The sequence below is a fragment of the Anaeromyxobacter oryzae genome (assembly GCF_023169945.1).
Classification (GTDB): Bacteria; Myxococcota; Myxococcia; order Myxococcales; family Anaeromyxobacteraceae; genus Anaeromyxobacter; species Anaeromyxobacter oryzae.
In genome coordinates this window covers 214,876-233,240 of record NZ_AP025591.1, presented here as the reverse complement: position 1 = coordinate 233,240, position 18,365 = coordinate 214,876, and the positions used below count along the sequence as shown (strand labels likewise).

General features: G+C 73.8%; 18 protein-coding genes. 10 read left to right on the top strand and 8 right to left on the bottom strand.

Annotated elements, in window-relative coordinates; genetic code table 11:
* Positions 1-174: 174 nt before the first annotated feature.
* The 3 genes from AMOR_RS00975 (at position 175) to AMOR_RS00965 (ending at position 4,044) form a co-directional block, all read left to right on the top strand.
* Positions 175-1,188 (top strand): sugar ABC transporter substrate-binding protein, encoded by a 1,014-nt coding sequence (locus AMOR_RS00975; RefSeq protein WP_248357593.1) that lies wholly within the window; start codon positions 175-177, stop codon positions 1,186-1,188.
* A 66-nt stretch (positions 1,189-1,254) separates the two neighbouring features.
* The gene (locus tag AMOR_RS00970) at positions 1,255-2,772 is read left to right on the top strand and encodes a xylose ABC transporter ATP-binding protein (protein WP_248357592.1); all 1,518 of its coding nucleotides are present in this window, start codon (positions 1,255-1,257) and stop codon (positions 2,770-2,772) included.
* A 39-nt stretch (positions 2,773-2,811) separates the two neighbouring features.
* Entirely contained in the window at positions 2,812-4,044 is a 1,233-nt protein-coding gene (locus tag AMOR_RS00965; protein ID WP_248357591.1) for a sugar ABC transporter permease, read from the top strand.
* Positions 4,045-4,068: 24 nt separating this feature from the next.
* Here AMOR_RS00965 and AMOR_RS00960 read toward each other — a convergent pair whose 3' ends face one another.
* The 4 genes from AMOR_RS00960 to AMOR_RS00945 form a co-directional block, all read right to left on the bottom strand.
* Positions 4,069-5,160: a Gfo/Idh/MocA family protein gene (locus tag AMOR_RS00960; RefSeq protein ID WP_248357590.1), complete on the bottom strand. Its 1,092-nt coding sequence runs from the start codon at positions 5,158-5,160 to the stop codon at positions 4,069-4,071.
* Positions 5,161-5,248: 88 nt separating this feature from the next.
* Positions 5,249-5,668 (bottom strand): DUF6691 family protein, encoded by a 420-nt coding sequence (locus AMOR_RS00955; protein WP_248357589.1) that lies wholly within the window; start codon positions 5,666-5,668, stop codon positions 5,249-5,251.
* On the bottom strand, positions 5,665-6,351 hold the full coding sequence (locus AMOR_RS00950) for a YeeE/YedE family protein (protein ID WP_248357588.1): 687 nt from the start codon (positions 6,349-6,351) through the stop codon (positions 5,665-5,667). The genes AMOR_RS00955 and AMOR_RS00950 overlap by 4 nt, the downstream gene beginning before the upstream one ends.
* On the bottom strand, positions 6,348-6,572 hold the full coding sequence (locus tag AMOR_RS00945; protein WP_248357587.1) for a hypothetical protein: 225 nt from the start codon (positions 6,570-6,572) through the stop codon (positions 6,348-6,350). The genes AMOR_RS00950 and AMOR_RS00945 overlap by 4 nt, the downstream gene beginning before the upstream one ends.
* Positions 6,573-6,765: 193 nt before the next feature.
* On the opposite strand from AMOR_RS00945, the gene AMOR_RS00940 reads away from it, so the two are divergent.
* Entirely contained in the window at positions 6,766-7,368 is a 603-nt protein-coding gene (locus AMOR_RS00940) for an OmpA family protein (protein ID WP_248357586.1), read from the top strand.
* Positions 7,369-7,371: 3 nt separating this feature from the next.
* On the opposite strand, the gene AMOR_RS00935 is transcribed toward AMOR_RS00940, so the two are convergent.
* Entirely contained in the window at positions 7,372-7,920 is a 549-nt protein-coding gene (locus AMOR_RS00935; protein ID WP_248357585.1) for an RNA polymerase sigma factor, read from the bottom strand.
* Between the two features lie 201 nt (positions 7,921-8,121).
* Here AMOR_RS00935 and AMOR_RS00930 point away from each other — a divergent pair, with 201 nt between their 5' ends.
* The 6 genes from AMOR_RS00930 (at position 8,122) to AMOR_RS00905 (ending at position 15,791) form a co-directional block, all read left to right on the top strand.
* Positions 8,122-8,892 carry an ECF-type sigma factor gene (locus AMOR_RS00930; RefSeq protein WP_248357584.1) on the top strand — a complete coding sequence of 257 codons (771 nt, stop codon included), beginning with the start codon at positions 8,122-8,124 and terminating at the stop codon, positions 8,890-8,892.
* Positions 8,893-8,897: 5 nt separating this feature from the next.
* The gene (locus tag AMOR_RS00925) at positions 8,898-10,652 is read left to right on the top strand and encodes a serine/threonine-protein kinase (RefSeq protein WP_248362652.1); all 1,755 of its coding nucleotides are present in this window, start codon (positions 8,898-8,900) and stop codon (positions 10,650-10,652) included.
* Positions 10,653-10,934: 282 nt separating this feature from the next.
* Complete coding sequence (locus AMOR_RS00920) at positions 10,935-11,393, top strand: universal stress protein (RefSeq protein WP_248357583.1); 459 nt, start codon at positions 10,935-10,937, stop codon at positions 11,391-11,393.
* A gap of 145 nt (positions 11,394-11,538) precedes the next feature.
* Positions 11,539-13,362 (top strand): nitrite/sulfite reductase, encoded by a 1,824-nt coding sequence (locus AMOR_RS00915; RefSeq protein ID WP_248357582.1) that lies wholly within the window; start codon positions 11,539-11,541, stop codon positions 13,360-13,362.
* A 137-nt stretch (positions 13,363-13,499) separates the two neighbouring features.
* A complete protein-coding gene (locus tag AMOR_RS00910; protein ID WP_248357581.1) occupies positions 13,500-14,525 on the top strand; it encodes a sulfate ABC transporter substrate-binding protein in 1,026 nt (341 codons plus the stop codon).
* Positions 14,526-14,558: 33 nt separating this feature from the next.
* The gene (locus AMOR_RS00905; RefSeq protein WP_248357580.1) at positions 14,559-15,791 is read left to right on the top strand and encodes a porin; all 1,233 of its coding nucleotides are present in this window, start codon (positions 14,559-14,561) and stop codon (positions 15,789-15,791) included.
* Positions 15,792-15,874: 83 nt separating this feature from the next.
* On the opposite strand, the gene AMOR_RS00900 is transcribed toward AMOR_RS00905, so the two are convergent.
* The 3 genes from AMOR_RS00900 to cysW all read right to left on the bottom strand — a co-directional run bounded on the left by AMOR_RS00900 (position 15,875) and on the right by cysW (position 18,307).
* Positions 15,875-16,141 (bottom strand): hypothetical protein, encoded by a 267-nt coding sequence (locus tag AMOR_RS00900; RefSeq protein ID WP_248357579.1) that lies wholly within the window; start codon positions 16,139-16,141, stop codon positions 15,875-15,877.
* Between the two features lie 190 nt (positions 16,142-16,331).
* Positions 16,332-17,408, bottom strand: coding sequence for a sulfate/molybdate ABC transporter ATP-binding protein (locus AMOR_RS00895; protein WP_248357578.1), 1,077 nt, complete (start codon positions 17,406-17,408; stop codon positions 16,332-16,334).
* A gap of 8 nt (positions 17,409-17,416) precedes the next feature.
* Positions 17,417-18,307, bottom strand: a complete 891-nt coding sequence (cysW, locus tag AMOR_RS00890; RefSeq protein ID WP_449658181.1) for a sulfate ABC transporter permease subunit CysW — start codon at positions 18,305-18,307, stop codon at positions 17,417-17,419.
* Positions 18,308-18,365 lie beyond the last annotated feature (58 nt).

Here is an 18,365-nt window from a genome sequence, read left to right as displayed (position 1 = left end):
CGCCGGCGTGGGCACCGCACGCCCAAGATGGAGCGTGCGGTCGCGTCGTTCACGCGACGGAAAGCGAGCGTGCCTATAGACGGGGGCGCTGCGGGGGCCCGACGACGCGCGCTCGTGCGTCTCGTCGGCGGTCGCGAAGACCCGGCCCGTGGCCCGACAACCGGAGGTCCATCCATGAGAAGGGCGATCACAGGCGTTCTCTTCGCGAGTGCGGTCCTGCTCGCGGTGCCGCGCGCGTACGCGGCGAGCGGCGTGAAGATCGGGCTCTCGCTCCCGACCCAGCGAGAGGAGCGGTGGGTCCGCGACCGGAAGGTGATGGAGGAGGAGGCGAAGAAGGCCGGCATCGACCTCCGCGTCCAGGTCACCGACAACGACGCGTCGAAGCAGGTGGCGCAGTGCGAGAACCTGCTCTCGCAGGGGATCAAGGTCCTCATCCTCGCGCCGCACGACGCGTCGAGCGCGTCGGTCATCGTGGACAAGGCGTCGAAGGCCGGCGTGAAGGTCATCAGCTACGACCGCCTCGTGACCGACTCGCCGCTCGACTACTACTACCTGTCGTTCGACAACGTGAAGGTGGGCGAGCTGCAGGGGCAGTTCATCACCGGCAAGGTGCCGAAGGGCAACTACGTCGTCCTCGCGGGCTCCCCCACCGACAACAACGCGAAGCTCTTCCGCGCCGGCGCGATGAAGTTCATCGAGCCGCTCGCGAAGAAGGGCGACATCAAGATCGTGATGGACCAGTGGGTGAAGGACTGGCAGCCGGCTGAGGCGCAGAAGATCATGGAGCAGGCGCTCACGTCCTCGGGCAACAAGGTGGACGCGGTGCTCGCGCCGAACGACGGCACCGCGGGCGGCGTCATCCAGGCCTTGGCGGCGCAGGGCCTCGCAGGGAAGGTCCCGGTGACCGGGCAGGACGCGGAGCTCGCCGGGGCGATCCGGATCATGCAGGGCACGCAGGCGATGACGATCTTCAAGGACACGCGCGAGCTCGGGAAGAAGGCCATCGCGATGGCGGTGGACCTCGCGAACGGGAAGCCCATCGACACGCAGGGGAAGGTCGTGAACAACAACAAGAAGGACATCCCCTCGGTCCTCCTCACGCCGCAGATCGTGACGAAGGAGAACCTCGAGAAGGTCCTCATCGACAGCGGCTATCTGAAGAAGCAGCAGGTCTTCAAGAAGTCCTGACGCAGCTGTGAGGGCGGGCGCGGGGCCGCTTCCCCAGGGAGCGCCGCGCCCGCCGCGGGGGCGCCCATGGCCGAGAACATCCTCGAGATGCGGAACATCACGAAGGAGTTCCCGGGTGTCCGCGCGCTCGACGGCGTGACCTTCGAGGTACGGCGCGGGGAGATCCACGCTCTCGTCGGCGAGAACGGCGCCGGGAAGTCGACGCTCATGAAGGTGCTGAGCGGCGTGTACCCGCACGGCACCTACTCCGGCGAGATCGTGGTCGATGGGAAGGTGCAGCAGTTCGGCAGCATCCGCGACAGCGAGCACGTCGGGATCGCGATCATCTACCAGGAGCTGGCGCTCATCAAATACATGACGATCGCCGAGAACGTCTTCCTGGGCTCCGAGCTCGAGCGGGGCAAGGGCGTCGTCGACTGGAACCGCACCTACCAGGAGACGGACAAGCTCCTCGCGCGGATCGGCGTCCGGCTGAATCCGGCGACGCGCGTCATCGACCTCGGGGTCGGCGCGCAGCAGCTCGTGGAGATCGCGAAGGCGCTCTCGAAGAAGGCGCGCATCCTCATCCTCGACGAGCCCACGGCGGCGCTCACGGAGCAGGACACCGACAAGCTCCTCGGGATCCTCGAGGGCCTCCGCCGCGAGGGCGTCACCTGCATCTACATCTCCCACCGGCTCCGGGAGGTGATGCGCATCGCGGACCGGATCACCGTGCTCCGGGACGGGAAGACGATCGTCACCGACGACAAGGCGAACATGTCCGAGGAGCGGATGATCCGGAACATGGTCGGCCGCGACCTGTCGAACCTCTTCCCGCGGCGCCCGCGCACCCCCGGGGAGACCGTGCTCGAGGTGCGGAACTGGACGGTCGCGCACCCGGTCACGGGCGAGCTCGCCTGCAAGGACGTGTCGTTCGAGGTCCGGCGGGGCGAGATCCTGGGCATCGCGGGCCTCATGGGCGCGGGCCGGACGGAGCTCGTGACGAGCCTCTTCGGCGCCTGGGGGAAGAAGAAGGGCGGGGAGCTGCGGCTCGGCGGAAAGCCGGTCCACATCCGCGACGCGCAGGACGCCATCGCCCGCGGGATGGGCCTCGTCTCCGAGGACCGCAAGCGCTACGGCCTCGTCCTCGGGATGGACGTGAAGGAGAACTCGACGCTCGCGAGCCTGAAGCGGATCGCGCGCCTCGCGGTGATCGACAAGAACCAGGAGATCAAGGTCGCCGACCGGTACGTCCGGGAGCTGCGGACGAAGACGCCCTCCCTGGAGCAGCAGGTCCGGAACCTCTCCGGCGGGAACCAGCAGAAGGTCGTGATCGCGAAGTGGCTCCTGACGGAGCCGCGCGTGCTGTTCCTCGACGAGCCCACCCGCGGCATCGACGTGGGCGCCAAGGTCGAGATCTACAACATCATGAACGACCTCGTGGACAAGGGGGTCTGCGTCGTCATGATCTCTTCCGAGCTCCCCGAGGTGATCGGGATGAGCGATCGGATCCTGGTGATGCACGAGGGGAAGCTCACCGGCAGCCTCGTCCACGACGAGGCGACCGAGGAGAAGGTGATGCACCACGCGACGGGCGCCGCCTAGCGGCGATCGGCGCGCCGGCCTCGGCCGGCGGAGGTCCAGATGGCCACCACGATGGTCCAGGCACCGGCGGGGACGCGCGAGGGCAAGCTTCGCGACCTGCTCGTCGGGTCGGTCAAGCACAACACGAAGCAGTACACGATGGCCCTCGCCCTCGTGGCGATCTGGGTCATCTTCGCGCTGCTCACCGACGGCGTCTTCATCACCGCCCGGAACCTGTCCAACCTGTTCGTGCAGACGGTGACCACCGCCATCCTCGCCATCGGGATGGTGCTCGTCATCGTGGCGGGCCACATCGACCTCTCGGTCGGCTCGGTGCTCGGCTTCACGGGCGCGGTCTGCGCGATGTTCATGATCCAGCGGGAGTGGGGCGTCGCTCCGGCCATCGCCGCGACGCTGATCTCGGGGCTCCTCATCGGCGCCTGGCACGGCTTCTGGATCGCGTACCGGAAGGTGCCGGCGTTCATCGTCACCCTGGCGTCGATGCTCGCCTTCCGCGGCCTCATCATCGGGATCACCGGCGGCCAGACGCAGGGGCTCGAGATGGCGCCGGAGGCCGCCGCGGAGCGGTTCAAGCTCATCGGGCAGGGCTACATCCCGACGTTCCGCGCGGCGGCGGAGGGGCAGCTCCACGACACGAGCCTCCTCGGGCTCGCGGCGGTCATCGCCATCTTCGTCGTCTGGAGCTTCCGGAAGCGCGCGGCGCGGCGGCGCTTCGGGTTCCCGGTCCTGCCGGCCTGGGCGGAGGGGGTGAAGCTCGCCTTCGTCTCGGCGATCATCGCCCTCTTCGGCCTCATCATGGTCATCTACCTCGGCATTCCGTGGTCGATCGTGCTGCTCCTCGCGCTCGCGGTGGTGTTCAACTTCATCGCCAACGACACCACGTTCGGCCGCCACCTGTACGCGATCGGCGGCAACCCGGACGCCGCGCGCCTCTCCGGCATCAACGTGGCGCGGAACACGTTCATGCTGTTCATGGTCATGGGCGTCATGACCGCCGTGGCCGGCATCGTCTACACGTCCCGCCTCAACGCCGCGACGACCAGCGCCGGCCAGAACGCCGAGCTCGACGCCATCGCGGCGGCGGTCATCGGCGGCACCTCGCTGCTCGGCGGCGAGGGGACGATCTTCGGCGCGCTCGTCGGCGCGCTGGTCATGGCGTCGCTCGACAACGGGATGAGCCTCATGAACCTCGACATCACGTTCCAGTACGTGATCAAGGGGCTCATCCTGCTGCTCGCCGTCTGGGTGGACATGGCCCAGCGCAAGAAGTGACCCGGGGCGCGTCGGGCTCCGGCCTCAGGCCTCGACGTCCACCCAGCGCCGCTCCTCGGCCGCGCGGGCCACCGCGTCGAGCACCGCCTGCACGGCCGCGCCGTCGCGGAAGTCGGGCGACACCGGGCCGCCGCGCGCGATCGCCGCGAAGAACGGGTCCGTGAGCCGCCGGTACGCCTCCGCGCGGCCGCTCCGCTCGTCGACGCCGGCGAGGCGGGCGGCGAGATCCTGCGGAAGCGGGACGGGCTCGAGGCCGGCGCGGGCCGGAGTCCCGGCGAGGACGCGGCCCTCCCACGTCGGATCGAACCCGGGGTCCGCCTCGTAGACGAGCGACGCCTTCGTGCCGTGCAGCTCGACGCGCTGGTGATTGCCGCGCCCTGCGACGAGCTTCGACGCCTGGAACACCGCCTGCGCGCCGGACGCGAGCTCGGCGAGGAACGCGCAGCTCTCGTCGGCGTCGGCGACGCCGCCCGCCCGCTCGCGGGTGACCGTCTGCCACATCGCCGCGACCCGCGCGAGGTCGCCGAGCCACCACCGGACGAGATCGACGAGGTGCGAGCCGATGTCCCCGAGCACACCGGTCCCGGAGACGGCGCGCTGCATGCGCCACGCGAGCGGCTTGTCCTCCTTGAGGTGCGAGGCCGTGAAGTAGGTCGCCGTCGCGTGCAGCGGCCGTCCCAGGAAGCCCGCGTCGACGAGCCGCTTCACGTGCGCCGCCGCCCCGACCGCGCGGTGCGTGAAGAACGTGAGCGTCTTGCGCCCCGCGGCGTCGGCCCGGGCCGCCATCTCGCGCGCCTGGCGGAGATCGAGCGCGAGCGGCTTCTCGCAGATCACGTGCAGGCCGGCGTCGATCGCCGCGAGCGCCTGCTCCCGGTGCAGCGCGTTCGGCGTGGCGAGCACGACGGCGTCGAGACCGCCCGCGGCGACGAGCTCGCGCCAGTCGGTGAACGTGCGGGGAATGCCGTACTTCGCGGCGAGCGCGCCGAGCCGCTCCGGGTTCCTCCCGCACAGCGCCGCGAGCTCGACGTCGGTGCGGGCGCGGAGACCCGGCAGATGCTCGAGGTCCGCCCACCAGCTCGTCCCCACGACGCCGACCCGGTACCGTCGCTCCGCCATGGCGCGCCTCCGTCCTGCAGTCTCGCCGTCAGCGACCGGATAAGGCGGCCGGAGGGGCGCCGCAACGGGGTCGTGGCTCGGCGCCGCGCTACGAGGCGCAGGACCCCGAATCCCAGCGGAGGAGCGCCTTCAGGCGGTTCCCGATCGCCGCCCCGACGAGGATCCCGCCGAGCGTGAGCAGCGCGATCGCCTTTCCCTCGCCGAGCTGCGCGAGGATCGCGCCGGGGCAACCGCCGGAGATCGCCCATCCGATCCCGAACAGGAGGGCGCCCGGGACGGTGCCCCTCCGCAGCGGGCGGCGCGGCATGCCTGCGTTCCGGCAGTGGATGCGGAAGCCGATCGCGGCGAGCACCACGGCGCCGCCGAACGCGAGCAGCAGCCGGACGTCGGTGAACGTGAACATCCGGTGGAGCTGGCCGAAGTCGCTGAAGCCCGCGCCGGAGAGGACCGCGCCGAGCGCGAGGCCGACGACCCCGAGCTTCAGGTGGACGGCGTGGCGGCGGATCACGGGTGCACCCCCGAGATCACGAACGACGTCGCGACCGCGGTCGCGAAGAACGCGGCCGTGGCCGCGAGGCCCGCGGGCTGCATCCGGGAGCAGCCGGAGAGGCCGTGGCCGGTCGAGCAGCCGCCCGAGAGGACCGTGCCGATGCCGACGAGGACGCCGCCGCCGAAGAGCGCGGCGACGGCGCGCGCGCCCGTGCCGAACAGGCGCGCATGATCCGGTCCGGCGTCGAGCGTGGGTCGCCAGCTCCCGTGCGCGAGGCGGAAGAGCAGGGCGCCCGCGATCACCGCGACGAGGAAGGTCGCGTGGGCGCCGACCGTGGGCGTGGTCGCGGGAGCCCCGCATCCCGCCGCGCATCCCTGCGGGGCCGCAGCCGCAGCCGCGCCGCACGGCGTGACCGCCCCCGGCTCGGCGACCTCGCCCGCGAGGACCGGCAGGCCGCCGTCCGGGAGCGTCGGTCCGGGTCCGAACGCCTCCGCCGTCGCGGCGAGCAGGGCCGCCTCGAGCGCGGCCTCGTCGGAGGCGCGCGCGCGGAACCGGTCGGCGGCGAGCTCCGCGCGGAGGTTCACGAGGCGCGAGAGGATGCCGGACACCCCGAGCGGCCGGCGCGCGACGACGCACGACCCGACCGTCACCAGCGCGAGGCCGATGGCCGCGAGCCACCAGGGGAGGAAATCGCCGGTCACGGCTTTCCGACCAGCGCGTCGATGTTCAGCTCCCGGCCGTTGGGGAGCAGGCTCGCGGGAACCGCGCGGCCCTCGCAGGACAGGCGGTAGCGTGCGCAGCCCTCGAAGTTGCCGAGGCAGTAGAAGACCTGCCACACGCGCAGCGATCCCCGGAGCCCGAACTTGGGGAACAGCTCGCAGGTCGACACGTGGGAGCACTGGCGCTGCACGGGGGCTTGCATGGGGTCCCTCCTGCCCGGAGTATCCACCAGGACGATCCGTCCGTCCTGTCGGGCGACCTCGGTGGAAGGGACCCGTCCCACAGCGACCCGCGGCCGCACTGCGCGAAGTCGCGCGGGCGCGTGAGAGAGAACGCCGCGCCGGGCGTAGGAGAGGGGCGGGGCGCGCTGCTGCGCCCTCGGAAAGGCACACACCATGTCCCCTTCGTACCGCTTCGCCCTCCTCGCGCTCGCCGGCGGCCTCGCCGCCTGCGCGGGCAACCAGAAGGCCGTGAAGGCCAGCACCGACGTCGTCGACGCCGCCCCTGCGGCTCCCGCGAGCGCTCCGGTCGCGTCCGAGCCGACCCTCGAGAAGGGCGCTTGCCGCGCCGACTCGGACTGCGGCGACGGTCAGACCTGCACGAGCGGCCGGTGCGTCGCCGCGACCGCCTCCTGCGAGCCCGTGCGCGTGCACTTCGCGTTCGACTCCTACCAGCTCGACGCGAAGAGCACCGAGGCGCTCCGCGAGAGCGCCCGCTGCGTCGGCGACCGCAAGGCCGCGGCGCTCCTCGTCGAGGGGCACTGCGACGAGCGCGGCACTCAGGCCTACAACGTCGCCCTCGGCGCCCGCCGCGCCGAGGTCGTGAAGAAGTACCTCAAGGACCTCGGAGTCTCCGCCCGCATCGAGACGGTCTCGTTCGGCTCCGAGATCCCGCTCGTGCAGGGCTCCGACGAGAAGGCCTGGTCCGAGAACCGCCGCGCGGAGCTGAAGCTCCCCGGCGAGAAGCGGTCGGACGGCGGCCTGGTGGCCGCGCACTAGCGTCTATGCTGCCATCGCCCGGGCCACGCGCCGCGCGTGGGCCCGGGCGTGGCCGACCTGCGCGTTCACGGCCGTGTAGGTGCGGCCGAGGCGCTCCGCGACCTCGGCGATCTTCTCGCCGCGGAGGTCGATCGCGACGAGGGCCTCGACCTGGCCCTCGGGCAGCTCGGCGAGGATCCGCGCGAGATCGCGGCGGGCGTCGGCGCGGCGGTGGTCGGCGTCGGTCCCCTCGCGCGCCTCGCCGGCCCGGTCCACGAGGCGGAGCCGCCGGGAGCGGGCGCGGAGGTCGCCGACGGCGGCGTTCCGGGCGATGACGCCGAGGAGCGCCTCGGGCGTCCCGCGCGAGGCGTCGAAGCGGGGGAGGCCCGACGCGAGGAACGCGACGAGCGCGTCCTGCGCCCGGTCCTCGACGTCGGGGTGCGTGGTGGGGAGGCGGAGGACCGCCGCGGCGGCGGCCCGGGCGTGGGCGGAGAGCGAAGCCCAGCGGGCGCGCTCCCCGGCGGGGTCGCGGCGGCCGGAGGCAGGGCGGAGGTGGGCGATATGGGTGGTCATGTCGGTGAGCTCCCGGGGGCGATCCGCGCCCCTCGGACGGGAAGCGCCACCGATCGCCCGCCTGGCCACCAGGGCGGTCCCGGAATTCGGCGCAACCCCGCGCCGTTCCGATTGAATGTGGAGAATCGACGCCCTGCGGCTCGGGTGAGGTGCCAGCGCCCGGCCCCCTGGCGTACGCTGCGCCCTCGACCCCCGGGCGCGATGGCGGCAGACGGATTTCGAGAGCAGAGCGTCGAGCGGCTCGTGGCGGAGGCCTACGAGGACCTCCGGGAGCGCGTCCGGCAGATGAGCCGCGGCGCGCCGCCGACCCTCGCCGGCACCGCCGGCCTCCACACCGCGCTCGAGCGGATCCTCCGCCGCCGGACCGTCTTCCGCGACCGGCGCCACTTCACGGCGCACTGCCTCTTCCTCATCCGCCGCCTCTGGATCTCCCGCTGGCGCGCCACGGCCCGCCGCACCCGGCGCGAGGCGGCGGCGCTCCTCCCGGTGCTGACCCTCGTCGCCGGCGAGCCGATCTCCCCGGCGCGCGACGAGACGCTCGCGGTCCTCGAGCTCATCGACCGGCTCCGCACGGACCGCCACGTCGCGCGCCGCCGCCGGATCGCGCGCGCCGTCGAGTGCCACCTCGTCGCCGGGTTCACGCAGGCGGAGACGGCGGAGCTGCTCGGGGAGTCGAAGGCGATGGTGCAGCAGCGGATCGCGTTCTTCCTCGCGTGGGCGCGGCTCGCCGTGGCGCCGGACCTCGCGCTCGTCGAGCGGGCGGTGGCCGCCGCGGCCGCGGACCGGCGGCTCGCGCGCGGGCCGGCGATCGCCGAGGTGGCGCGGCGGTTCTACCTCTGCGGCGAGCCGCGCGCGACCATCGCCGCGGCGCTCCGGGCGCCGCCCGAGCGCGTCGAGCGCGACCTGCACCTGTTCGCCGCTTGGGTCGCCGCGCGCGCGGCGAAGGGCGGCGGCGAGGAGGCCGGAACGTGAGCGGGATGGGCGCGGACCTGATCGTCGAGGTGGCGCTTCGCCACGACCGGAGCGAGTGGCCGCGGCTCGTGCCGCAGCTCTGCGCCGGCGACGCCGAGCTCGAGGCGCTCGTCCGGGCGCTCCTCGTCCACTACGACCGCCCGGACGCGCCGCTCCCCGACGGTCCGTACCCGTGCACCGTCGGGCCGTTCACGCTGGAGCGCGAGCTCGGCGCGGGCGCGCACGGCAAGGTGTACCTCGCGCGGCGGCCCCCGCTCGACGGGTACGTCGCGCTCAAGCTGCTCCGGCCCGGCCCCGGCATGAGCGAGTTCGTGGAGCAGGTCCGCCGCGAGGCCGGGCGCGCGCGGCGGATCCCGAGCGCGCACGTCGTGCCGGTGTTCGACGCCGGTCGCATCGACGGCGGGCCCTTCTACGTGGAGATGGCGGTCTGCGCGGATCCCGACGAGGAGAGCCCCGGCTCGATCCGGATCGGCCGCTCGCTGCGGGACGCGCAGCCCGGGCTCGCGCCCGAGGAGGCCGCCCGGCTCGTCGAGGACCTCGCCCGCGCCGTGCACGCCGCGCACCGCACCGGGATCGTGCACGGCGACGTGAAGCCCGAGAACGTGCTCCTCACCCCGGAGACGCACCGGGTGATGCTGGCCGACTTCGGCATCGCGACGTCGCTCGCCGCGAGCGTGGCGTCCGGGTCGACGCCGATCGGGACCATCGCGTACATGGCGCCGGAGCAGTGGCGGGACCGCCTCGCGCCGTCGCCCGCGTCCGACGTCTACACGCTGGGCGGCACCCTGTACTTCCTGCTCTCCGGCGCGGCGCCGCACGCGCGCCGCGAGGCGGGCGGCGACGCGCCGCCGCCGCCGCTGCCGGCCGCCGTCCCGCCGCGCCTCCGCGAGATCGTCCAGCGGGCCCTGGCGCCGCGGCCCGAGGACCGGCCGCCCTCCGCCGCCGCCCTGGCCGAGGAGCTGGCGCGCTACCGGGCCCTCGAGCCCACGTGGCACGACCGCCGGTCGCTCACGCGGCGCGCGCTGCTGTTCGCCCGTCGCCACGCCCGCGAGCTCGCGGCGGCCGCCGCCGTCCTCGCCATCGTCCTGCCGCTCGGCATCGCGGGGTACCACGTGCTCATCGGGCGCGTCGGCGAGCTCGCCGCGCGGGAGGCGGAGCTGCGCGGGCGCATCGACGACCTCGCGCGCTCGCGCGCGGACCTCGAGCGGGACGTCGCGAAGCTCGAGGGCGCGGCGGACGCGAAGCAGAAGGAGCTGGCCCGCACCGAGGGCCGCCTCCAGCAGCTGCCGCGGCTCGAGCAGGCGCTCGGCGCGGCGAAGGAGCAGGCGGCGCAGGCGGAGGCGGCGCTCGCGCGGCGAGACGCGGAGGCCCGCGACGCCGCGGTCCGCGCCGCGACGCTCGAGGCGCAGCTCGCCGGAGCCCGCGACGCCCTGGCGGAGTCGCAGGGGCGCGAGCGCGCCGAGCGCGAGGAGAGCGCAACGCGCGAGGCGTCGGCCCGCGAGGACGCCGGCCGCGCCGCGGGTGAGCGCGACGAGGCGCGCCGCCGGCTCTCCGACGCCGAGGCCCGCGTCCGGACGCTCGAGCGAGAGGTGCGCGACAAGGACGTGGCCCTCGCGGCAGCGCGCGCGGCGGAGGCGGCGCGGGCGTCCACGGGCGCCGGCGTCCCCGCGCCCGACGCGCGCCGGGGCGCAGCGACCCCGGCCTCGGGCACGGCGCCGGCAGGGACGCGGCGGCCGGCTGGCGAGGGGGCGGCGCCGTGACGGCTGGCCGGGCGCCCTGAAGCGCTCCACGGGCCCGGCGGCAGGGGCCGACCCGCCGCGTCCCGGTCGTGGCTCGACGGGCTCACCACTGCGCGTTGCCGTGAGGGCTGCGGCACCGTCCGTTCGCCCGGGGCCCCGCCTTCGGGAGCGCCCCGACCGGCGGCGCGCGCTCCTTCACGCTGGGCGTACGATCGACTTGGCTTCCGGGCGCTCGCGAGGGCCTGGCGCGGCGCCCGCGCCGCGCGGCACGCCGGTTCGCAGGCGCGCCGCTGGAGGTGGGTCATGACCGAGTGGAAGAAGATCCTCTGCGCGATCGACTTCTCGGAGCTGTCGCGGATCGCGATGCTGCACGCGGCCGAGCGGGCCCGCGCGACCGAGGCCGAGCTCACGCTGGTGAACGTCATCCCGAAGACGCACGCGTCGATGATCGCGGAGGATGTCCTCGCGCCCTCCGCGGGCGAGGTGACGGAGCAGCGGCTCGAGGAGATGGACCGGAAGATGGAGCCGTGGCGCGACGAGGCGGCGCAGATCAGCGGCGCGGCGGTGCGAACGCGGATCCTGGTCGGCGACGCGGCGGACAAGATCGTCAAGTTCGCGCACGACGACAAGACGGACCTCGTGGTCATCGGGACGCACGGCCGGACCGGCGTGGCGCGCGCGCTGCTCGGGTCCGTCGCCGAGAAGGTGGTCCGCGAGGCGCCGTGCTCGGTGCTGGTCGCCCGGCGTCCGGTCGCGACGTGACGGCCTGACGGGCGCCACCGCCGGCGAGCGGGTCGGGACGCGCCAGCGCAGGGCGGTGGCGCGGCAGCGAGACGTCTGTTATACCGGACATCCACTATAGCGGACGACCGGCTCGAGGGGGCCGCGCGCCGCGGTGGAGGAACCGGTGCCCACGCTCGCCCCCTCGTCCCGGGAGCGCGCGCCGTTCGCGGACGCGCGTGACCTGGACGACTTCCTCGAGATGCTCGCGCGGTTCGAGCGCGGAGAGGTGACCGCCGAGGCCTGGCGGCAGTACCGGCTCCTCCTCGGCACCTACGGCCAGCGGCAGCCGGGGGACGTCCACATGCAGCGGGTGAAGATCCCGCAGGGCGTCCTGTCCGCGGCGCAGCTCGAGGCGCTGGCGGAGGTCGCCGTGGAGCACGGGCGTGGCTTCGGCCACGTCACCACCCGGCAGAACCTGCAGCTCCACTTCGTCGCGGCGCGCGGCGCCGAGGCGGCGATGCGCCGGCTCGTGGACGCCGGCATCACGACGAGGGAGGCCTGCGGGAACTCGGTCCGGAACGTCACGGCGTGCCCGCTGGCCGGCGTCTCCGCGCGCGAGGCCTTCGACGTGACGCCGTACGCCGAGGCGTTCACGCGCCACTTCCTCCGCCACCCGCTCTCGAGCACGCTCCCGCGGAAGTTCAAGGTCGCGTTCGAGGGCTGCCCGGACGACCACGCCGCCTGCGCCATCCACGACCTGGGCTTCTTCGCGCGCACCGCGCCGGACGGCCGCCGCGGGTTCCTGGTCCGTGCCGGCGGCGGCACCGCGACCGTGCCGGTCGCGGCGCAGCTCCTCGTCGACTTCCTGCCCGCGGAGGACGTGCTCGAGCTGTCCGAGGCGGTCATCCGGGTGTTCCACCGGCTCGGCGATCGCGTCCACCGCCACGCCAACCGGATGAAGTTCCTCATCCGGAAGCTCGGGTTCGAGGGCTTCCGCGCCGAGGTCGAAGCCGAGCGTTCCCGCGTCCGCGCGGACGGCGCGCCGCGCCTGTCCTTCGACGTCGCCTCGCCGCCCGAGGAGCTCGCGCCGGAGGGCACCCGGCCCGCCGCGCCCGGGCCGGAGGCGATCGCCGCGCGCGTCCGGGCCCAGGCGCCGCGTGGGCCCGGCCTCGTGCCGGCTGTCGAGCCGGACCTCGCGCCGGCCGCCGCGCTGCGGGCCGCGTTCGAGCGGACCAACGTCCGGCCCCAGCGCCAGGCGGGCTGGGTCGTGGTCGAGGTCGTGCTCCCGCTCGGCGACGTGACGGCGGCGCAGCTCTCCGTCCTCGCCGACCTCTCGCGCGCGTACGGCGACGGAACGGTCCGCTTCACCCGGGAGCAGGACGTGGTGCTTCGCTGGGTCCGGCGCGAGGAGGTGGGGGCGCTCCACGCGCGGCTCGCCGCCGCGGGCCTCGGGCGCGCGGGGGCGGGCACCGCCGCGCGGGTGACGAGCTGCCCTGGCGCGGAGAGCTGCAAGCTCGCCGTCACGCAGTCGCGCGGCCTCGGGCGACTGCTCGAGGAGCACGTCCGCGCGCACCCGGAGCTGGCGCTCCCGGAGCTCGACCTCAAGGTGAGCGGCTGCCCGAACGGTTGCGGCCAGCACCACGTCGCCGCCATCGGGTTCCAGGGCAGCGCGCGCAAGGTCGACGGGCGGGCGATCCCGCAGTACTTCGTGCTGCTCGGCGGCGCGGTCGGCCCGGACGGCGCCCGCTTCGGCCGGCTCGCCGCGAAGATCCCCGCGCGGCGTGTCCCGGAGGCGCTCGACCGGCTCGTCGCGTTGTACGCCGCGGACCGCGCCGTCGGCGAGAGCGCGCCGGCGTTCTTCGCGCGGGTCGATCCGGCCCGGGCGCGCGCCGTGCTCGCGGATCTCGCGGAGCTCGCGCCGGACGCGCTCCGGCCGGAGGACCTCGTGGATCTCGGCGACGCCGCCGCGTTCCGGCCCGAGAGCGGCGACGGCGAGTGCGCCACGTAGCCTCCTCGGCGCCGCCTCGCCGCGGCTGCCGGCGAGTAGCCGGGCATCCGCTTGACTGGAGGTCCGTCCGTCATCTAGGTTGTCCATCCGTAATAACGGATGACGCGCCCGACGGGCGCATGACGCGGAGGATGGACATGAAGGCACGGATCGGAAGCTGGGTCGGGATCGCGGCGGCGCTGGTCGCGCTCGTCGGAGGTCGCGCGGCGCGGGCGGCGGACGCGAAGGAGGTGCAGCTCCTCAACGTCTCGTACGACCCCACCCGCGAGCTGTACGAGGCGGTGAACGCCGCGTTCGGGAAGCAGTGGCTGGCGAGGACCGGCCAGAAGGTCACGGTGAAGCAGTCGCACGGCGGCTCCGGGAAGCAGGCGCGCGCGGTCGTGGACGGGCTCGAGGCGGACGTGGTGACGCTCGCGCTCGCGTACGACGTGGACGCGGTGGCGAGGGCGGGCCTCCTCCCGGCGGACTGGCAGAAGCGGCTGCCGCAGAACGCCTCGCCGTACACCTCGACCATCGTGTTCCTGGTCCGGAAGGGCAACCCCAAGGGCCTCCGCGACTGGGACGACCTCGTGAAGCCGGGCGTGTCGGTCATCACGCCGAACCCGAAGACCTCCGGCGGCGCGCGCTGGAACTACCTCGCGGCGTGGGCGCACGCGCTCCGGAAGAGCGGCGGCAGCGAGGCGAGCGCGAGGGAGTTCGTGAAGGCGCTCTACCGCAACGTGCCCGTCCTCGACTCCGGCGCGCGCGGCTCGACGACGACCTTCGTCGAGCGCGGCATCGGCGACGTCCTCCTCGCGTGGGAGAACGAGGCGTTCCTGGCGGTGGAGCAGCTCGGGAAGGGGCAATTCGAGATCGTCGTGCCGCGGACGAGCATCCTCGCCGAGCCGCCGGTCGCGGTGGTGGACCGGAACGTGGAGCGGCACGGCACCCGCGCCGTCGCGCAGGCCTACCTCGAGTTCCTCTACGGGCCCGAGGGGCAGGAGCTCGCGGCGAAGAACTACTACCGGCCGCGCGATCCGAAGGTCGCGGCGAGGTACTCGGCGAAGTTCCCGAAGATCGACCTCGTGACCGTCGACGGCGTGTTCGGCGGGTGGCAGAAGGCGCAGGCGACGCACTTCGCCGACGGCGGCGTGTTCGATCAGATCTACGTCCCCGGCGCGTAGCGCAGGCCGCCCCCTCACCGGAGAGACCACACCATGAACCGCATCTTCCAGGCCGCGCTCGCGGTCGCGCTCCTCGTGTCCTCTCGCGCCGGCGCCCAGGAGGGCCCGAAGGCCGCGCCGGACGCCCCCGCATCCTCCCCGGAGCCGGTCGCGCCTGCCGAGCCCGCGGCGCCGCCCGCCTCGGCGCCGCAGGGGCAGCCGCCGCGGCCGCCCTCACCGCCCGCGGCCGACGCGCCGCCGAAGCCGACCGCGGCCGCGCCGTACGCGCCGACGTTCTGGGGCTTCGTGAACGTGCAGTACGCCAGGACCGATCCGCCAGCGCCGGGCGTGGTCAGCTCGACGTTCCAGCTGCGGCGCGCCCGCATCGGGGCGCGCGGCGACGTGACGCCGAACGTCGGCTACGCCGTCCTCTTCGACGGCGCCGACACGTCCCTCAAGGACGCGTACGCCGCGCTGAAGCCGGTCCGCGGGCTCGAGCTCCGCCTCGGCCAGTGGAAGACGCCGTTCGGGTACGAGCAGCCCGAGAGCGACACCAAGCTGCTCTGGGTGAACAGCTCCTACGTCGTCCAGGCGCTCGCGCGCTCCACGTCCACGACGAGCGTCAACGCGACGCCGGACAGCCGCGACCTCGGGGTCGGGCTGCTCGGGAAGTGGACCGCCGGCGCGATCGGGGCGGAGCTGGCCGGCTCGCTCGTGAACGGCGCCGGCCCGAACCGGACGGACGACCTCGACACGAAGAACGCGTGGGGACGGGCGGGGGTGCTGATCAAGGGCGGACGGGTCGGCGTCCGCGCGGGCGGCTCGTTCGGCTACGGCCGGCAGGTCGCCGGCCTCGGCGCCAACGGCAAGTTCGACGGCGTGGGGACGCCCGTCGACGATACGTACTTCTGGTTCAAGACGTACGGCGCCGACGTGGAGGTGGACACGCCCATCTTCTTCGCCGCGGCCGAGTGGATCCAGTCGGAGCGCGACGTCCGCACCTACACGAGCGCGACGAGCTCGACGGCGAGCGCGTTCACCGCGCGCGGCTGGTACGCCGGCGTCTACGGAAAGACCCCGTGGAACCTCGGGCCCATCTTCCGCGCCGAGCGCTACGACCGGAACCGGAACGTGGCGGGCGACACGAACGAGCGGTACACGATCGGCGCCTACGTCGACGCCGTGCCGCTGAACGCGCGCCTCATCTTCAACTACGAGGCGGACCGTTCGGAGAAGGCGGTGCGGACGGGCGACAAGGCCATCGTGTTCGGGCAGGTGATCTTCTAAAGGGGGAGGGGACCGCAGCGAGGTGGCCCCGGCGTCCTGCGCGGACGCCGGGGCCTCGTCGTCTCCGGCCCTGCCGGCCCGGCCTATCCGCCGATGGGCGCGATGCCGCGCGCCTCGTCGGTGCTCGACGGGGCCGAGGCGAGGCGCGGCGCGGAGACGAGGGGAGCCGCCTTGGCGATCGCCCGCGCCTCGTCCGTGCTGCTGACGATCGCCGGCGAGGCTTCGTCGGCGCCACTGACGACCGCGGGACGGGCGACGGCGCGGGCCTCGTCGGTCGAGCTGGGCGTGAGCGCGAGTGCGGAGCTGGCGGAGAGGGCGACGGCGGCGACGACGACGAGGCGACGGATCATATTTTGGATCTCCTGGGGTGCGAGGTGGACACGCATTCGGAGTGCAGGCGGCGTGCCCGGGCGCGGACGGCGGCGGGATCGCGTTCGGCTGCGCTTCTGCGTGATCGACGCCGGAATCGCCAGAACGTTCCGCATCACACGTGACCGGAATGGTCACGCGGCGCGCGCCCGCGCCGGCCCGCCAGGAGGCTCACAGCCCGCTGGCGGTCAGGCTGTCCTGCTCTCGCTCGTGCGCCGGGAACACCCGGACCCGGCGGGGCGAGACGTGGACCGCGTCGCCCGGGGCGAGTCCGAGCGCCTCGCTCTTCCTGAAGTCGAGCTCGACCTCCACCGCTCCGCCGAAGCGCGGCGCGGCGAGCTCGACGCGCACGGCCGCCCCGAGCGGCACGAGCCGCTCGATGCGGGCGGCGAAGCTCCCCGGCACGGGCGCGCGGTGGACGTCGAGCTCGTGGGGGCGGACGTACACGTGGGCGCGCGTGCGCTGGCCGGCGCCGGGCGCGGCGAACTCGAGCTCGTTCACGAAGGCGCGGTCGCCCTCGACGTGGCCCTGGAACACGTTCACCGCGCCGAGGAACCGCATCACGAACGGGCTCGCCGGCTCCTCGAACACCTGCGCGGGGGTGCCGACCTGCTCGATCCTTCCGGCGTTCATGAGGACGATGCGGTCCGAGACCTCGAACGCCTCCTCCTGGTCGTGGGTCACGAAGACGCTCGTGACGTGCAGCTCGTCGTGGAGGCGCCGGAGCCACCGGCGCAGCTCCTGGCGGACCCGCGCGTCGAGCGCGCCGAAGGGCTCGTCGAGGAGCAGGATCTCCGGGGAGGTGGCGAGGGCGCGGGCGAGGGCGACGCGCTGCCGCTGGCCGCCCGAGAGCTGGTGCGGGTACCGGCTCCGCAGTCCGTCGAGCTGGACGAGCGAGAGGAGCTCGTCCACCCTCGGCGTGATCTCGGCCCGCGGGCGCTTCCGCACCTTCAGGGCGAACGCGACGTTCTCGGCGACGGTCATGTGCCGGAAGAGGGCGTAGTGCTGGAAGACGACGCCGACGTTGCGCTCGCGGGCGCTCCGGGCCGAGACGTCCTCGCCCCCGTGGTGCACCTCTCCGGCGTCGGGGTGCTCGAGGCCGGCGATGATGCGGAGGAGCGTGGTCTTCCCGCAGCCGGACGGCCCGAGGAGGGCGACCAGCTCGCCGTCGGGGATCTCGAGCGAGACGTCGTGGAGGACGGGGTGATCGTCGAAGGCCTTCCGCAGGCCGCGCACCGAGATGGACATGGGACCTCCTAGGCGGCGCCGGGATTGGCGCGCCGCGCAGCGTCGCGCCGCGCGAGGTGCTGCTTCCACTCGAGCGTCTTCTTCGCCACGAGCGTCACCAGCGCGAGGATGAACAGGAGCGACGCGACCGCGAACGACGCGCGGAAGGCGTACTCGTTGTAGAGGATCTCGACGTGCAGCGGGATGGTGTTGGTCACTCCGCGGATGTGGCCGGAGACGACCGACACCGCGCCGAACTCGCCCATCGCCCGCGCGTTGCAGAGGATGACGCCGTAGAGCAGGCTCCACTTCACGTTCGGGAGCGTGACCTTCGTGAGGATCTGCCAGCCGCTCGCGCCGAGCACGTGCGCCGCCTCCTCCTCCTCGACGCCCTGCGCCTCCATGAAGGGGATGAGCTCGCGGGCGACGAACGGGAACGTCACGAACACCGTCGCGAGGACGATCCCCGGCACCGCGAACACGATCTTGACTCCGTGGTCCTGGAGCCAGGGGCCGAACCAGCCGTGCGCGCCGAAGAGGAGGACCGTGACCATCCCGGAGATGACGGGCGAGACGCCGAACGGGAGGTCGATGAGGGTGACGAGGAGGTTCTTGCCGCGGTAACGGAAGCGGGTGATCGACCACGCCGCGGCGAGCCCGAAGACCGCGTTCAGCGGGACGGAGACGGCGGCGACGAGGACCGTCAGCCGGATCGCGGCGAGCGCGTCGGCGTCGGCGAGCGCCTTCCACCAGAGCGCGAGCCCGTCCTTCAGCGCCTCGTGGACGACCACCGCGGCGGGGACGAGGACGAAGGCGGCGAGGAAGGCGAGGGCGAGGCCGACGAGGGCCCCCTTCACGAGGGGCGGATCGTCGGTCGGGCGCCGCGGGCGCGGGCGCGGCGACGCGGCGCGGGCCGGCAGCGTCCGCGCCGGAAGCGGCGCCACCTCGGGCGCGAGCCCGGCGGTGCGCGGCGAGGCG

What these genes read in the sequence shown, in the direction of transcription:
- AMOR_RS00975 (WP_248357593.1), top strand. Translation starts at nt 175, where the DNA reads ATGAGAAGGGCGATCACAGGCGTTCTCTTCGCGAGTGCGGTCCTGCTC.
- AMOR_RS00970 (WP_248357592.1), top strand. Translation starts at nt 1,255, where the DNA reads ATGGCCGAGAACATCCTCGAGATGCGGAACATCACGAAGGAGTTCCCG.
- AMOR_RS00965 (WP_248357591.1), top strand. Translation starts at nt 2,812, where the DNA reads ATGGCCACCACGATGGTCCAGGCACCGGCGGGGACGCGCGAGGGCAAG.
- AMOR_RS00960 (WP_248357590.1), bottom strand. Translation starts at nt 5,160, where the DNA reads ATGGCGGAGCGACGGTACCGGGTCGGCGTCGTGGGGACGAGCTGGTGG.
- AMOR_RS00945 (WP_248357587.1), bottom strand. Translation starts at nt 6,572, where the DNA reads ATGCAAGCCCCCGTGCAGCGCCAGTGCTCCCACGTGTCGACCTGCGAG.
- AMOR_RS00940 (WP_248357586.1), top strand. Translation starts at nt 6,766, where the DNA reads ATGTCCCCTTCGTACCGCTTCGCCCTCCTCGCGCTCGCCGGCGGCCTC.
- AMOR_RS00935 (WP_248357585.1), bottom strand. Translation starts at nt 7,920, where the DNA reads ATGACCACCCATATCGCCCACCTCCGCCCTGCCTCCGGCCGCCGCGAC.
- AMOR_RS00930 (WP_248357584.1), top strand. Translation starts at nt 8,122, where the DNA reads ATGGCGGCAGACGGATTTCGAGAGCAGAGCGTCGAGCGGCTCGTGGCG.
- AMOR_RS00925 (WP_248362652.1), top strand. Translation starts at nt 8,898, where the DNA reads ATGGGCGCGGACCTGATCGTCGAGGTGGCGCTTCGCCACGACCGGAGC.
- AMOR_RS00920 (WP_248357583.1), top strand. Translation starts at nt 10,935, where the DNA reads ATGACCGAGTGGAAGAAGATCCTCTGCGCGATCGACTTCTCGGAGCTG.
- AMOR_RS00910 (WP_248357581.1), top strand. Translation starts at nt 13,500, where the DNA reads ATGAAGGCACGGATCGGAAGCTGGGTCGGGATCGCGGCGGCGCTGGTC.
- AMOR_RS00905 (WP_248357580.1), top strand. Translation starts at nt 14,559, where the DNA reads ATGAACCGCATCTTCCAGGCCGCGCTCGCGGTCGCGCTCCTCGTGTCC.
- AMOR_RS00900 (WP_248357579.1), bottom strand. Translation starts at nt 16,141, where the DNA reads ATGATCCGTCGCCTCGTCGTCGTCGCCGCCGTCGCCCTCTCCGCCAGC.
- AMOR_RS00895 (WP_248357578.1), bottom strand. Translation starts at nt 17,408, where the DNA reads ATGTCCATCTCGGTGCGCGGCCTGCGGAAGGCCTTCGACGATCACCCC.